Genomic DNA, 14,609 nt, shown 5'->3' on the forward strand with positions numbered 1-14,609 from the left:
CTGTGAAGAAGACCTCGACGCCGGTGGTGCCGTCCGGGGAGGCTCCCGGCGGTGAGCCGCTGCTCGCCGTCGACGACCTGCACGTGGAGTTCGTGACCAGGCAGGGTGTGGTCAGGGCGGTCAACGGGGTCAGCTACTCGCTGAATCCCGGGGAGACGCTCGCCGTGCTCGGCGAGTCGGGCTCGGGCAAGTCGGTGACCGCGCAGGCCGTCATGGGCATCCTCGACACGCCGCCGGCCCGTGTTTCCAGGGGCGCGATCCGCTTCCGGGGCACTGACCTGCTCGGGCTGCCCGAGCGGGCCCGCTCCCAGATCCGTGGCCGGCGGATCGCGATGATCTTCCAGGACGCGCTCTCCGCGCTGAACCCGGTGTTCACCGTCGGTTTCCAGATCGGCGAGATGTTCCGGGTGCACCGGGGCGTCTCCAGGCGCGACGCCGAGAAGAGGGCGATCGAGCTGATGGACCGGGTCCGCATCCCCGGGGCCAGGCAGCGGGTGCACGACTACCCGCACCAGTTCTCCGGGGGGATGCGCCAGCGCATCATGATCGCGATCACGACCTGTCGGTGGTCCGGCACATCTCCGACCGGGTCGGAGTGATGTACCTGGGCAGGATGGTCGAGCTCGGCAAGGACACCGAGATCTACGACCGGCCCGTCCACCCCTACACCCAGGCGCTGCTGTCGGCCGTTCCGGTGCCCGACCCGGAGGGACGGGAGCGGCGAGAGCGGATCGTCCTCCAGGGTGACCCGCCGTCCCCGGCCAACCCGCCGTCGGGCTGCCGGTTCCGTACGCGGTGCTGGAAGGCGGCGGAGATCTGCGCCGTCGAGGAGCCGCCGCTGCGGATCCGGCCGGGTACCGGGCACGCGAGCGCCTGCCACTTCGCCGAGATCCACGACGTGACATACGCGCGGGGAGGCGCGGAGCACAGGCCACCGGAGGTCTGGAGGCGGTGATCCGGAAGGCGGGCAGGGAAAGCGGAGGGCGCGACCCCCACATGGAGATGTGGAGGTCGCGCCCTTTCTGTCTTACCGCGGGTTGTCAGCCCTACTGGAGTCAGCCCTACTAGAGGATGTCGACGCCGACGCCGCCGATGCCGACGAGGCCGCCGATGCCGACGCCGTGGCCGACTCCGCTACCGCTGCTGATCACGTTGCCGCCGCCGACGATGTTGTTGCCCCGGCCGATGCCGCCGCCGAGGATGCCGCCGCCGATGCCGCCGCCGTAGACGCCGCCGCCGTAGACGCCCCCGCCGTAGACGCCCCCGCCGTAGACACCGCCACCGTAGACGCCGCCGCCGTAGATCCCGCCGCCGTAGACGCCGCCGCAGCCGGCCCCGTAGACGCCGCCGCCGTAGATGCCGCCCCCGTACACGGGAGCCGCGACCACGGTGGGAGCCGCGACCACGGTCGGGCAGGCGACGGCGAGCGGCGCGCTGACGACGCCGACGCCGCAGCAGTCGGCCTTGGCGGACTTGACGGCCTTGGCCTTGGCCACGGCCTTGGTGGTGGAGGTGGTGGAGGACGTGGACGCGGAAGCGGCCACGGCCGGTGCGAGGACGGCGATGCCGACGCACGCGGAAGTGATGAGAAGACGACGAATCATGTGTGGTTCCCCCTGGAAGGAAATCGCGGCAGTGTCTGGGGCCTCTGGAACGGACCGTCTGCGCGCGGCTACTCAAAGTAACGGGAGTGAGACTATCCAGCGACATGCTTTGGGGAGGGTCAAGAATGGTCAGCTTGTGGCAATGATCGAAGAGCCGCGGCCGAACAGGCCTTGGTTGATCGCCGGCCCGATCCGGGCGCCTTCCACCTGCCGCACTCCCGCCATGCCTCTCAACTGTCAGGTCGGCTCGCAGACCTGGGCGATGGCCTGGGCCGATATGACACAAGCGCTTGCTAGGTGACATCCCTCCTGCGGGGAGCGGGCCCGGCGGAAATCCGCGGGCCGGCCGCCGACCCACATGTCATGGCGCGGGTGAGAGGCGCACGCGGGCTCCCGGCGGCAGGCCCAGTCGTTGGGAGGCGTCGCTGGAGTTGATCGCCAGCGTGACCAGTCCGACCGAGTCGATGAAGGCCACGACCTCCCCGGGAGGGACCGCGGTGAAGGACTCCCTGAACGGCACCGCGAGCCGCCACCCGCCCAGCCAGACCACCAGTGTGTCTCCCGGTGAGACACCCATCGTCATCAGGTCGGCGGCGCCGATCGACAGTTGGACGTTGCCGTGCCGGTTGACCGACAGCACCTCCCCCTCGGCATAGTCGTCCCGGATCGTCGAGGTGGGCGCGGGCAGCGAGATCAATCGGTTTATCGGGATCTCCGGCCCCAGTTCGGCCGGATGCCGCCCGATCGCCAGATGCGCCGCGACGGGTGCGAAGAGGTCGCGCCCGTGGAAGGTCGGCGAGAGAGGAGGCAGGAAGAACTCCTCGTTGGACAGTTCGTAGGCGGCCCGCGCGCCTCCGCTGGCGTGGATCGCCCACGACAGCAGTCCGTTGTCCGGGCCCAGGAACACGTGGTCGCCGGCCTCGACCGCCACGGCCCTGCGCGAGCCGCTGGGATCCACCGCGGCGATGTGCACGCCGGGAGGCAGGTAGGTGATCGTCTGGGCCAGGATCGCCGCACCGCGCCGCACGTCTCCCAGGGGCACCAGATGGCAAACGTCAATGATCCGCGACTCCGGAGAGATCCTGACGATCACGCCGTGACAGGCGGCGATATAGCCGTCTTCCAGTCCGTAGTCGGTGAGAAGGCTGATGACAGAGGTCACACTTGGTGACTGTACGGCTCCGCATCCGTCATGAACAGCGCGAAATTCCGGACTATTCTGACTTCGGGCCGCGTGTGCGCGGTGTCATCGCCATGTGCCCCGACCGAGGAGGAAGCCATGGACACCGAGCCGATCTCCGGTGACAGTGCCGGCGGCGGGGCTGCCCGAGAGCCCGCGTCGCCTGCTCTCACCGACAGGGAGCGGGAGTTGCTCGCCTTCGAGCGCCGGTGGTGGCGCCACGCGGGCGCCAAGGAACAGGCGGTCCGCGAGGCCTTCGACATCTCCGCGACGCGTTACTACCAGTTGCTCAGCGAGCTCATCGATCTACCGGCGGCACTTGCCCACGATCCGATGCTGGTCAAGCGCCTGCGCCGGCTCCGTGAGACGCGCCGGAGCGATCGCGCCACCCGGAAGATGGGCTTACGCCCCTGATGTTGGGGTACGACCGGTCGGGCAGCCGATCGCGAGGGCGAGACGGCGGAGACGGAGAGGGGCCGGGCGGGTATGACGGAGACGCGGAGAGGCCAGGCACGATGGCGGGGCCAGGCACGATGGCGGGGCTGGGCATGACGGCGAACCCGCCCGACGGGCTGAAGGCGATCGTCGCCGACCCCGGGGGAGCGGTGATCGGGCTCGACTTCGACGGCACGCTGTCCCCGATCGTCTCCGACCCCGCGCAGGCCAGGATCCACCCCGGCGGACCCGAGGTACTGACCAGACTCGGCGGCCTGGTCGGCGCCGTGGTGATCGTGACCGGCCGCCCGGCCGCCACGGCCGTCGAGTACGGCTCACTGGCCGGGGTGCCAGGCCTGGTGGTGCTCGGACACTACGGCCTCGAACGCTGGGAGGCGGGCACGCTGGCCGCGCCCCCCATCCACCCGGGCCTCGACCTGGTCAGGGCAGGACTCCCCCCGCTGGTCGCGGGGCGGGGCGGGGTCAGGGTGGAGGACAAGGAGCGGGCGATGGCCGTGCACACCCGGCAGGCCGCCGACCCGTGGGCGATGCTTGAGGCATTGCGCGAGCCGGTGGCCACGCTGGCCGCCGAGGCCGGGCTGGTGGTGGAGCCGGGCAAGTTCGTGCTGGAGTTACGCCCGCCCGGGATGGACAAGGGGATGGCGCTGAGCGCCTTCCTGCGCGAGCGGTCCGCCAGATCCGTGCTGTTCGCCGGGGACGACCTGGGAGATCTCGCGGCGTTCGCGGCGGTGCGAGCCTCCGGGCTGCCGGGGGTGACGGTGTTCAGCGGGTCGCCCGAGATCGAGGTGGAGGCCGACATCGTGGTGGACGGGCCCCCGGGGGTCCTGGGGCTCCTCAGTTCGATCGCCGACGCCATCGAGGGAGAGTCGTCCCGGTGAGCGGATGATCGCGCCCCGGGACCGAGGCCCGGATCAGCGCGAGGTGCCTCGCCGAGCGGGCGATTCTTTCAGTCTGACGGGGGCGATCGCGGTCAATTCAGACTCCCCGTCCGTAAGAAAGTGAAATAGCCGCGAAAACCATCTCATGAGGGGCTAAAACTTCCTGTCCTCACCCGAGGGCGTCCAGCTGCTCGGCGAACCACCGGTGCGGCGGGAGCCTGGTCGCCGCCGCGGCCAGCAGGGCGCCCCTCCTGGTCCGCTCGGCCTCGGGCATCGTCAGACCCTCGTGCAGCGCGGCGGCCGTGGCTGAGACGTCGTAGGGGTTGACCGTCACCGCGTGCTCGCCCAGTTCGGCGGCGGCGCCCGCCTCTCGCGACAGCACCAGCGCGCTGCCCGGCGACAGGATCGGCCCCTCCTTGGCCACCAGGTTCATGCCGTCGCGGATCGGGTTGACCAGCAGCACGTCGGCCAGCCGGTAGGCGGCGAGCGAGCGTGGGTAGTCGTCGTCGACGTTGAGGATCAGCGGATCCCAGTCCTCGGTGGCGTACTCGTCCTCGATCTCCTTGGCACAGCGTTGCACCGCCGCGGTGTACTCGCGGTATTCGGGCAGGTCGTGCCGGGACGGGTAGGCGAAGGCGAGGTGGGTGACCCGGCCGTGCCACTCCGGGTGGGCCGAGAGGAACTCCCGGTAGGCGACCAGGCCTCTGACGATGTTCTTCGACAGCTCCGTCCTGTCGATCCGCACGATCAGTCTGCGATCGCCCACCTGGGCGCGGAGCGCGGCCAGGTGCGACTCCACGTCGGGCTCGGACGCCCGCGCCCAGAGTGCCTTGCCGTCCACGCCCAGGCTGTGCGTGCCGACCCGGGTGGTCCTGCCCTCGTGCGTGACCGTGCGGCTGGCGCGTTCGACCCGGGTGCCGAGCACCGTCTCGCAGCAGTCCATGAACGCCCCACCCCAGCGGGCGGTCAGGAAACCCGCGTGGTCGGCGCCCAGAATGCCCTCCAGGACCTCGGCCGCGACGTCGTCGGGGAGCAGGCTGAAGTATTCGGGCGGGGCCCACGGCGTGTGCGAGAAGTGGGCCACCCGCAGGTCGGGCCGCTCCCCCCTGAGCATGGCCGGGACCAGGCTCAGGTGGTAGTCCTGCACCATCACCCGAGCCCCGTGCGGGGCCTCCTCGGCCAGTGCCATCGCGAACGCCTCGTTGTATGCCTGGTACGACTCCCACTCCCTGCGGAACCTGGCGTCGAAGTGCGGTCTGTTGGGGGTGTCGTACAGCAGATGGTGGATGAACCAGAGCGTGGAGTTGGCGATCGCGTTGTACGCGCGGTGGAAGGTCGCGGGGGGAATGTCGAGCATGCGCAGTGCCCCGGTGTCGTAGCCCGCCTGATCGAGACGGCCGCCGGGCGCCAGCCGCACGGCTCCGCGATCGCCGTCGGACAGTGCCGCGCAGACCCAGAGGACACCAAGGTCCTTCGCGACCTCCGACAGGCCGGACACCAGGCCGCCGCCTCCCCTGCGCATGGACAGCGAGCCGTCCTCGGAGAGAGTGAAGGAGACGGGGCCGCGGTTGGAGGCCACCAGGATCGCGTTCATTCAGATCCCTTCACGCGGGGCTCAAAGCGCGTTACCGCGCCTCAAGTCCCCTCCTTCAGGAGGGGGTCGTTGACCGGCTAGGGACACGCTTGTCCAGAAGATTAACCGGCGTCCGGCCGGGACGCCCTGCTCTTCGGGCCAAGGAAGAATGGCGTTCCTTTAAGTGTGTCAGCTCTTGTCAGCAGCTCGGTTGGTGCGTCCCGGTTTCATGACTTTCCAGCGACGGAGCGGAAGATCGGCGACCGTGACCTCCGTCTCCGGAGAGTTCCGGTGGCGCTGAACGGGCTGACGGGGAACCCGGTCTGGGCGTTCCGGGGGGTGTCCGCGTGGCGTGTCGCGTTTTGGGGTTTGGGGGCAACGGCTGGATTAGGGTGGCGTTGCCCGTATCGCATGATCGGTCTGTGCTGCGGGGTGCTCTCCCCCTCCTGCTGTGAAAGCCGAGGTCGAGGAGGGATCGATGTCCCGCAGACATTTCGTCGCCATGGGCTGCGTCCTGGCGGTCACCGGGCTCACCCTGACGGGCGTGCCGGCTGCCGCCGGACCGCGGGCAAAGGGTGTTCCGGTCACCGCGCCAGCCTGGAAGCCGCCGTCGGGCATGCTGGAGGCGCTCCAGCGCGACCTGGGACTGACCAGGGAACAGGCCCAGGCACGCCTGCTCAACGAGGCCCGCATGATTCCGATCGAGGCGCAGCTCCGTAGGAGGCTTGGTGACCGTTTTGGTGGCTCGTGGCTGACGGGAGCCATTTCGCAGACCCTCGTGGTGGCCACCACCGACGAGGCCGACATCCCCCGTATCCTCACGGCGGGTGCCCGGGCCGATGTCGTCGGCCGGTCGATGGCGGAGCTTCTCCTGATCAAGGAGAAGGTGGACGAGGTACTGCCCGCCAAGCCGCGCGTGGCGGGCGTGCGCTACATCGATGCGGAGAACAACAGAGTGGTCATCCTGTCCGCACAACCCCCGGTGACCGAGGACCTCATCAAGAACATCGGCGTGGACGCGGGTGCGGTGAGCGTGGCGCCGTCCACCGAGCAACCCCAGCCCCTCCATGACGTGCAGGGCGGTGACGCCTACTACATCGGCAGTTCGAATCGCTGCTCCGTCGGTTTCTCGGTGACCCACGAAACCCAGGCGGGTTTCGTCAGTGCCGGCCACTGCGGCAAGGCGGGTGATGCCACCACCGGTTTCAACCGGATACCCCAGGGTGTCTTCAAGGCGTCGAACTTTCCCGGCGATGACTACGCCTGGGTCGCGGTGAACCGCAACTGGACGGCCAGGCCGGCGGTCAACAACGGTGCCGGCGGCGCCGTTCCCGTCGTCGGCTCCAAGGTGGCCGTCGAGGGTGCCTCGGTCTGCCGGTCCGGCTCCACCACCGACTGGCAGTGCGGGATCATCCTGCAGCGCGACACCAGCATCACCTACCCCCAGGGCGTGGTCTCCGGGCTGACCCGCACGAACGCCTGCGCCGAGCCGGGCGACTCGGGTGGTTCGTTCATCTCGGTGGACCAGGCCCAGGGGGTCGCCTCCGGTGGCTCCGGCGACTGCACCTCGGGTGGGGTCACCTACTTCCAGCCGGTCAACGAGATCCTCGCCGCCTACGACCTGGCCCTGGTGACCAACGCGATCACCTCGCCGAGCACGGGCACCTGCACCGGCTATCCGAAGATCTACGTCGGTAATCTGGAAAACGGTAAGGTCGTCTACCGGCCGGGCAGCAGCTACTACCGGACGACCGTCGCCGGCCAGCACCATGGCTGCCTGGACGCGGACGACGGCGTCGACCTCGACCTCTACCTCGAGAAGTGGAGGGGGACCAGTTGGGGCACCGTCGCCGCCTCCGACAGCCCGGGACCCGACGAGCAGATCAGCTACATCGGCACACCCGGCTTCTACCGCTACCGCGTGGTCTCCGTGAGCGGCTCCAGCCCCTACACGCTGGGGTTCACGACACCTTGACGACCGGTCCCCATCGTCCGCGCTCCCAGCAGACCGCTCAGGGGAGCGCGGATAGGCCAAAAATCAGCATATTTCGGGTTCATGCCTTTTGTGGCGAGGCCGGAGGTCGGAAATAGGGATCTCCGACCGTAGGATGTCCAGCGACCGTGACCGCTGATAGGGGCTCGTGATGGCGTTGGACGAGACGACCGAGGAGCTGGCCCAGGCAGCAGCCCAAGGTGACCACCGCGCGCTCGGTGAGCTGCTGAAACGTATCGAGCCCGCGGTGCTCCGGCACTGCGGCCGCATCCTTCCCTTCCGGCAGGACGCGGAAGAGGCCTGCCAGGACACCCTGCTGGCGGTGGCCCGCAACATCGGTCGCTTCGAGGGGCGCGCCAAGTTCAGCACCTGGCTGCACATCGTGACCGCCAACTGCGCCAGGACCACCTACCGTTCGCTGAAGCGCCGCGCCGCGGAGCAGAGCTCGGACGAGTTGCCGCTACAGAAGCCTGACGTCGCCAGGGTGAGCGTGATCGCCGGGTCCCGGCTGGACCTGCTCGACGTGATGGAGGCCCTGGAGGCGGAGAAGCCCGACCTTGCCCAGGCACTGGTGCTGCGCGACATCTGCCAGCTCGACTACAGCGAGGTGGCCGAGCAACTTCGCATCCCGCTGGGCACCGCCAAGTCCCGCATTCACCAGGCGCGCAAGTACGTCCAGGGCGCTCTGGGCGATGCCTACGGCTTCTGACCTCGACGGATCCGTAGGGAACTTCGGAGCGGCCGAGCCGGTCCGGGGTTTCGCCCCTCACGAGAATGGCGGCGCGCCGGCGAGGCGAGACCCGATCGAAATCGTCTGCCGCGTGGCGTGTGGCGTTTTGGGGGTTGGGGGCAACGGCTGGATTAGGGTGGCGTTGCCCGTATCGCATGATCGGTCTGTGCTGCGGGGTGCTCTCCCCCTCCTGCTGTGAAAGCCGAGGTCGAGGAGGGATCGATGTCCCGCAGACATGTCGTCGCCATGGGCTGCGTCCTGGCGGTCACCGGGCTCACCCTGACGGGCGTGCCGGCTGCCGCCGGACCGCGGGCAAAGGGTGTTCCGGTCACCGTGCCCGCCTGGAAGCCGCCGTCGGGCATGCTGGAGGCGCTCCAGCGCGACCTGGAACTGACCAGGGAACAGGCCCAGGCACGCCTGCTCAACGAGGCCCGTCTGACAGGAGTGGCGGCGGAGCTCCGTACCAGACTCGGCAACCGTTTCGGCGGCTCGTGGCTGATGGGAACCATCGCGCAGACCCTCGTGGTGGCCACCACCGACGAGGCCGACATCCCTCATATCATCGCGGCGGGTGCCAGGGCCGAGGTCGTCAAACGGTCGCTGGCGGAACTCGACAAACACATAGACAGTCTCGACCAGACAGTCCCCGGCCCCAAGAACGAGGGGAGTGTCCGCTACGTCGACGCCAGGAACAACAGGGTCGTCGTCCTGTCCTCGGAGCCGCTGGCCGCGGAGGACCTCATCGAGTCCGCCGGTGTCGACACGAGTGTGGTGAAGGTGGTGCCGTCCACCGAGCGGCCCCGGCTTCTCAGTGACGTGCAGGGCGGTGACGCCTACTACGTCGGTGTCGCGAGTCGCTGCTCCGTCGGTTTCTCGGTGACCCACGAAGCCCAGGTGGGTTTCGTCAGTGCCGGCCACTGCGGTAAGGCGGGTGATGCCACCACCGGTTTCAACCGGATACCCCAGGGTGTCTTCAAGGCGTCGGCCTTTCCCGGCCGTGACTACGCCTGGGTCGAGGTGAACGCCGGTTGGACGCCCAAGCCGGTGGTGAGCAACGGCAGTGGCGGCGCCGTGCCCGTCGCCGGTTCCAGGGCGGCTCTGGAGGGTGCCTCGGTCTGCCGGTCCGGCTCCACCACCGACTGGCACTGCGGGATCATCCGGCAACTCAATGCCAGCGTCACCTATCCCCAGGGCACCATCCACGGGCTGGGCCGTACCAGTGTCTGCGCCGAGCCGGGCGACTCGGGTGGCTCGTTCATCTCGGTGGACCAGGCCCAGGGGGTCACCTCCGGTGGCTCCGGCGACTGCACCACCAGCGGTGTCACCTACTTCCAGCCGGTCAACGAGATCCTTGCCGCCTACGGCCTGACCCTGCTGACCGCCAGCACCGCCCCCTCATCGGGTGACGTTTCCCCGGGCACCATCCCATCGGGCAAGCAGGACTGCGCCGGCTATCCGAAGACCTACACCGGCACGCTGAACGACGGTCAGTCCGTCTCGCAGCCGAGCCGCTACTACCGGGCCGCCGTCACCGGCACGCACTCCGCCTGCCTGGACGGTGGTGAAGGCGTCGACTTCGACCTCTACCTCCAAAGGTGGCAACGGTCGGTCTGGGTCACCGTCGCCACCTCCGAGGGCGCGGGTCCCGACGAGCAGATCAGCTACATCGGCCTGCCCGGCTTCTACCGCTACCGCCTGGTCTCCGCGAGCGGCTCCGGCCCCTACACACTGAAAACGAAGTCCCCCTGACCCGCCTCGCGCGGCCCTTTCGCGGTCCTCGCGCGCTCCTTTCGCGCTCCTCTCGCGGTCCTCTCGCGGTCCTTCGCGGTCCAGGCCGACATGCCGCCGAGCGGCCCGGTTCAAATCGTCTGCCGCGTGGCGTGTGGCGTTTTGGGGGTTGGGGGCAACGGCTGGATTAGGGTGGCGTTGCCCGTATCGCATGATCGGTCTGTGCTGCGGGGTGCTCTCCCCCTCCTGCTGTGAAAGCCGAGGTCGAGGAGGGATCGATGTCCCGCAGACATGTCGTCGCCATGGGCTGCGTCCTGGCGGTCACCGGGCTCACCCTGACGGGCGTGCCGGCTGCCGCCGGACCGCGGGCAAAGGGTGTTCCGGTCACCGTGCCCGCCTGGAAGCCGCCGTCGGGCATGCTGGAGGCGCTCCAGCGCGACCTGGAACTGACCAGGGAACAGGTGCAGGAACGTCTGGCCAACGAGACCCGTGTGTCGAGGATCGAGGCAGACCTCCGCGAGGCGCTCGGCAATCGTTTCGGCGGCTCGTGGCTGATGGGAACCATCGCGCAGACCCTCGTGGTGGCCACCACCGACGAGGCCGACATCCCTACGATCGTCGCGGCGGGTGCCAGAGCCGAACTCGTCAAACGGTCACTGACGGAACTCGCCGGGCTCATCAGCGACCTTAACGTGGACCTGCCGGGACGTGGTGAGGGGGGAGACGTGCGCTACGTCGACACCAGGAACAACAGGATCGTCATCCTCTCGAAGAGCCCACTGGCAACCGAGGACCGCGTGGAGGCCGTGGGGGCAGACTCGAGTGTGGTGAAGGTGGTGCCGTCCACCGAGCGGCCTCGGCTCCTCAGTGACGTGCAGGGCGGTGACGCCTACTACATCGGCAGTTCGAATCGCTGCTCCGTCGGTTTCTCGGTGATGCGTGGGACCCAGGCGGGTTTCGTCAGTGCCGGCCACTGCGGTAAGGCGGGTGATGCCACCACCGGTTTCAACCGGATACCCCAGGGTGTCTTCAAGGCGTCGGCCTTTCCCGGCCGTGACTACGCCTGGGTCGAGGTGAACGCCGGTTGGACGCCCAAGCCGGTGGTGAGCAACGGCAGTGGCGGCGCCGTGCCCGTCACCGGTTCCAGGGCGGCTCTGGAGGGTGCCTCGGTCTGCCGGTCCGGCTCCACCACCGACTGGCACTGCGGCCTCATCCGGCAACTCAATGCCAGCGTCACCTACCCCCAGGGCACCATCCACGGGCTGACCCGTACCAGTGTCTGCGCCGAGCCGGGCGACTCGGGTGGCTCGTTCATCTCGGTGGACCAGGCCCAGGGGGTCACCTCCGGTGGCTCCGGCAACTGCACCACCAGCGGTATCACCTACTTCCAGCCGGTCAACGAGATCCTCGCCGCCTACGACCTGACCCTGCTGACCAACGACATGGCCCACCCACCAGGTGTCGTCGCGCCTGATCCGAAGACCTGCGCCGGCTATCCGAAGACCTACACCGGCACGCTGAACGACGGTCAGTCCGTCTCGCAGCCGAGCCGCTACTACCGGGCCGCCGTCACCGGCACGCACTCCGCCTGCCTGGACGGTGGTGAAGGCGTCGACTTCGACCTCTACCTCCAAAGGTGGCAACGGTCGGTCTGGGTCACCGTCGCCACCTCCGAGGGCGCGGGTCCCGACGAGCAGATCAGCTACATCGGCCTGCCCGGCTTCTACCGCTACCGCCTGGTCTCCGCGAGCGGCTCCGGCCCCTACACGCTGAAAGCGAAGTCCCCCTGACCCGCCTCTCGCGGTCCTTCACGGTCCGCGCGCGCTCCTTTCGCGGTCCTTTCCTGGTCCTTTCGCGGTCCGGGCAGGGCGCGGGAGGTTCCACGGGACGTCCGCCGTGAGCGGTGTCTTCCGGCAACGAGGGGACGCGTCCTGTGGTCCAGGGCGGTATGTCCGGCAGGTAACACGCCATGTCTCGTACAGTGAGACAAGTGGTCGGGGTCGCGCCACGTCGGGGTAGAGTGCTTAAGGCCTGCATGTCAGGTTTCCAACTGAATATTTGCTCATCCAGAGGGGTGGAGGGATCGGCCCTGCGAAGCCCCGGCAACCATCCCGGTCAAGACTCGTGATCTGAACGAGGTCAACCGGGACAGGTGCCAATTCCGGTCTGTGACCAGGGTGGTCCGCAGACGAAGATGAGGGAAAGGCCTCGCTTCATGGCGCTCGCAAGCACTGAGAATCCCACCGTCTCGCCCGGTCATGCCGAAGACGCGCAAAACCAGCGCTTCGGTCCCGCCGTGGCACTGTCCTGTCGCGAGTGCGGTGCCCGCTACGACCTCGGCCCGAGCTTCGCCTGTGCCGAGTGTTTCGGACCCCTTGAGATCGCCTACGACTTCGGGCGGGTGACCCGGGAGCAGATCGCCGAGGGGCCGGCCAACATCTGGCGTTACCGCTCGCTGCTGCCCGTCCCCGCCGACGTGGCCTCCAAGCCCAACATGGAGCCCGGCTGGACCAGGCTCGTCAACGCGGGCAACCTCGCTCGCGAGCTGGGCATGCGCTCGCTGCACGTGAAGGACGACTCCGGCAACCCCACGCACTCTTTCAAGGACCGTGTGGTGGCCATCGCCGTCGAGGCGGCCCGCAACTTCGGCTTCCACACGCTCTCCTGCTCCTCCACCGGCAACCTGGCCGGCGCCGCCGCCGCCGCCGCCGCGCGGGCCGGGCTGGACGCCTGCGTGTTCATCCCCGCCGACCTGGAGCACGCCAAGGTCGTCATGGCCTCCGTGTACGGGGGCAGGCTCATCGGTATCGAGGGCACCTACGATGATGTGAACCGCTTCTGCTCGGAGCTCATCGGCGATGAGCTGGGCGAGAAGTGGGGCTTCGTCAACGTCAACCTCCGGCCGTACTACGCGGAGGGCTCCAAGACCTTGGCGTACGAGATCGCCGAGCAGCTCGGCTGGCGCGTTCCCGACCAGATCGTCGTGCCGGTCGCATCGGGCTCACAGCTCACGAAGATCGATAAGGGTTTCAAGGAGCTGATCGAGCTCGGCCTCGTCGAGGACAGGCCGTACAAGATCTTCGCGGCCCAGGCCGAGGGGTGCTCCCCGGTCTCCGCCGCCTACAAGGCGGGCCACGACGTGATCCGCCCGGTGAAGCCGGACACGATCGCCAAGTCGCTGGCGATCGGCAACCCTGCCGACGGCCCGTACGTGCTGGACATCGCCCGCCGCACCGGCGGCGCGGTCGAGGACGTCACCGACCCCGAGATCGTCGACGCGATCCGGCTGCTGGCCAGGACCGAGGGCATCTTCGCCGAGACCGCCGGAGGCGTCACCGTCGGGGTGCTCCGCAAGCTGGTCGCGGAGGGAAGGCTCGACCCGGAAGCGGAGACCGTGGTTCTCAACACCGGAGACGGTCTCAAGACCCTCGACGCGGTGGCCGCCGAGGCGCGCCCCACCGCTGTGATTCGCCCCTCTCTTGACGCATTTCGTGCGGCAATCGCCTAGAAATCGTGAAAGGTACTGAATTATGAGCGTTTCTGTGCGGATTCCGACGATTCTCCGGACTTACACTGGCGGTGCTGCCGAGGTGAGCGGAGAAGGTGAGACCCTGCGCGACGTCCTTCAGAAGCTTGACGCGGACTTCCCGGGGATCGGCGCCCGAATTTTTGATGAAACGGGTAAGATCCGCCGTTTTGTCAACGTCTATGTGGGAGATGAGGACGTCCGTTTCGTCGACAACCTCGACACGGCAACGCCCTCCGGTGTCCAGGTCTCCATCATCCCGGCGGTCGCCGGGGGCTGAGCCCGCTGCCCGACTCGCCCCGGTCGCACCCGGCTTCCCTCCCGGGGCGCCCGCGACGCCTCTCCACGACACCCGCCCGGCTCCGGCCGCGTGCGGGTGTCGTGCTTTGTGGCGCGGGCCGGTATTCGCCAGGGGGAAAGATAATGTAATCTTTAACTAACTAATAGTGATAGTCAAACTATGTTCTCGCGCTAAATGCTCTTGTAAAGAACTAGTTTGGTGCTTGACTCTGTTGCCCTACCGGTTCCCACAGGTATGGTCGAGGGCGATCGATGTGGCGAAGTCCGCCCCGGAGATTGAGGACTTCGCGAGAGGAATGGGCGTCGTCCTTAAGTCCAGTAAGAGGAGTCGCAAGTGGCGCAGGGCACCGTCAAATGGTTCAACGCGGACAAGGGCTACGGCTTCATCGCGGTAGACGGTGGTAAGGATGTGTTCGTCCATTACTCCGCGATCATGATGGATGGCTACCGTGCACTCGAGCAGGGCCAGCGGGTCGAGTTCGAGATCACCCAAGGGCAGAAGGGCCCCCAGGCGGAGTCCGTCCGGGCGGTCTGACGCGGCCGTCCCGTGAACTCGCCGGGAGGAGCCGGTGGATCCCGCGACAGTGCGGTCCGCTGGATCCTCACCCCCTAGGTCCGGCTCGCCTCCCCGATCGGCGGGC

Annotated in this window: 14 protein-coding genes and 1 riboswitch; of the genes, 11 read left to right on the top strand and 3 right to left on the bottom strand. The window is 68.3% G+C overall.

Features of this window, described 5'->3' with window-relative positions:
- The first annotated feature begins 2 nt into the window (after nt 1–2).
- On the top strand, nt 3–599 hold the full coding sequence (locus OIE13_RS33400) for an ABC transporter ATP-binding protein (protein ID WP_326645542.1): 597 nt from the start codon (nt 3–5) through the stop codon (nt 597–599).
- Nucleotides 566–955, top strand: a complete 390-nt coding sequence (locus OIE13_RS33405) for an ABC transporter ATP-binding protein (RefSeq protein WP_326645540.1) — start codon at nt 566–568, stop codon at nt 953–955. Before OIE13_RS33400 ends, OIE13_RS33405 begins: the two co-directional genes overlap by 34 nt.
- Before the next feature lie 109 nt (nt 956–1,064).
- Here OIE13_RS33405 and OIE13_RS33410 read toward each other — a convergent pair whose 3' ends face one another.
- Both OIE13_RS33410 and OIE13_RS33415 read right to left on the bottom strand, forming a co-directional pair.
- On the bottom strand, nt 1,065–1,604 hold the full coding sequence (locus OIE13_RS33410; RefSeq protein ID WP_326645538.1) for a hypothetical protein: 540 nt from the start codon (nt 1,602–1,604) through the stop codon (nt 1,065–1,067).
- Nucleotides 1,605–1,965: 361 nt separating this feature from the next.
- Nucleotides 1,966–2,766 (bottom strand): SAM hydrolase/SAM-dependent halogenase family protein, encoded by an 801-nt coding sequence (locus tag OIE13_RS33415; protein ID WP_326645537.1) that lies wholly within the window; start codon nt 2,764–2,766, stop codon nt 1,966–1,968.
- A gap of 117 nt (nt 2,767–2,883) precedes the next feature.
- Here OIE13_RS33415 and OIE13_RS33420 point away from each other — a divergent pair, with 117 nt between their 5' ends.
- Nucleotides 2,884–3,198 carry a DUF3263 domain-containing protein gene (locus OIE13_RS33420; RefSeq protein ID WP_326645535.1) on the top strand — a complete coding sequence of 105 codons (315 nt, stop codon included), beginning with the start codon at nt 2,884–2,886 and terminating at the stop codon, nt 3,196–3,198.
- Between the two features lie 101 nt (nt 3,199–3,299).
- Nucleotides 3,300–4,118, top strand: a complete 819-nt coding sequence (otsB, locus tag OIE13_RS33425) for a trehalose-phosphatase (RefSeq protein WP_442811676.1) — start codon at nt 3,300–3,302, stop codon at nt 4,116–4,118.
- A gap of 169 nt (nt 4,119–4,287) precedes the next feature.
- Here otsB and OIE13_RS33430 read toward each other — a convergent pair whose 3' ends face one another.
- Entirely contained in the window at nt 4,288–5,712 is a 1,425-nt protein-coding gene (locus tag OIE13_RS33430; protein ID WP_326645533.1) for an alpha,alpha-trehalose-phosphate synthase (UDP-forming), read from the bottom strand.
- A gap of 457 nt (nt 5,713–6,169) precedes the next feature.
- On the opposite strand from OIE13_RS33430, the gene OIE13_RS33435 reads away from it, so the two are divergent.
- From OIE13_RS33435 to OIE13_RS33465, 7 genes are all read left to right on the top strand, one after another.
- Nucleotides 6,170–7,666: a S1 family peptidase gene (locus tag OIE13_RS33435; protein ID WP_326645532.1), complete on the top strand. Its 1,497-nt coding sequence runs from the start codon at nt 6,170–6,172 to the stop codon at nt 7,664–7,666.
- A gap of 169 nt (nt 7,667–7,835) precedes the next feature.
- A complete protein-coding gene (locus OIE13_RS33440; protein ID WP_326645530.1) occupies nt 7,836–8,393 on the top strand; it encodes an RNA polymerase sigma factor in 558 nt (185 codons plus the stop codon).
- A 243-nt stretch (nt 8,394–8,636) separates the two neighbouring features.
- Nucleotides 8,637–10,163 (top strand): S1 family peptidase, encoded by a 1,527-nt coding sequence (locus OIE13_RS33445; RefSeq protein ID WP_326829199.1) that lies wholly within the window; start codon nt 8,637–8,639, stop codon nt 10,161–10,163.
- Nucleotides 10,164–10,420: 257 nt separating this feature from the next.
- Nucleotides 10,421–11,932, top strand: coding sequence for a S1 family peptidase (locus tag OIE13_RS33450; protein ID WP_326829200.1), 1,512 nt, complete (start codon nt 10,421–10,423; stop codon nt 11,930–11,932).
- Nucleotides 11,933–12,201: 269 nt separating this feature from the next.
- A riboswitch (SAM riboswitch) is annotated at nt 12,202–12,343 on the top strand.
- 14 nt (nt 12,344–12,357) lie between these two features.
- Nucleotides 12,358–13,650 carry a threonine synthase gene (gene thrC / locus OIE13_RS33455; RefSeq protein ID WP_326645525.1) on the top strand — a complete coding sequence of 431 codons (1,293 nt, stop codon included), beginning with the start codon at nt 12,358–12,360 and terminating at the stop codon, nt 13,648–13,650.
- A 22-nt stretch (nt 13,651–13,672) separates the two neighbouring features.
- Nucleotides 13,673–13,948 carry a MoaD/ThiS family protein gene (locus OIE13_RS33460; RefSeq protein WP_326645524.1) on the top strand — a complete coding sequence of 92 codons (276 nt, stop codon included), beginning with the start codon at nt 13,673–13,675 and terminating at the stop codon, nt 13,946–13,948.
- A 354-nt stretch (nt 13,949–14,302) separates the two neighbouring features.
- On the top strand, nt 14,303–14,503 hold the full coding sequence (locus tag OIE13_RS33465) for a cold-shock protein (protein WP_012895270.1): 201 nt from the start codon (nt 14,303–14,305) through the stop codon (nt 14,501–14,503).
- Nucleotides 14,504–14,609: the final 106 nt, after the last annotated feature.

It is taken from the genome of Streptosporangium sp. NBC_01810, from assembly GCF_035917355.1.
Taxonomy (GTDB): Bacteria; Actinomycetota; Actinomycetes; order Streptosporangiales; family Streptosporangiaceae; genus Streptosporangium.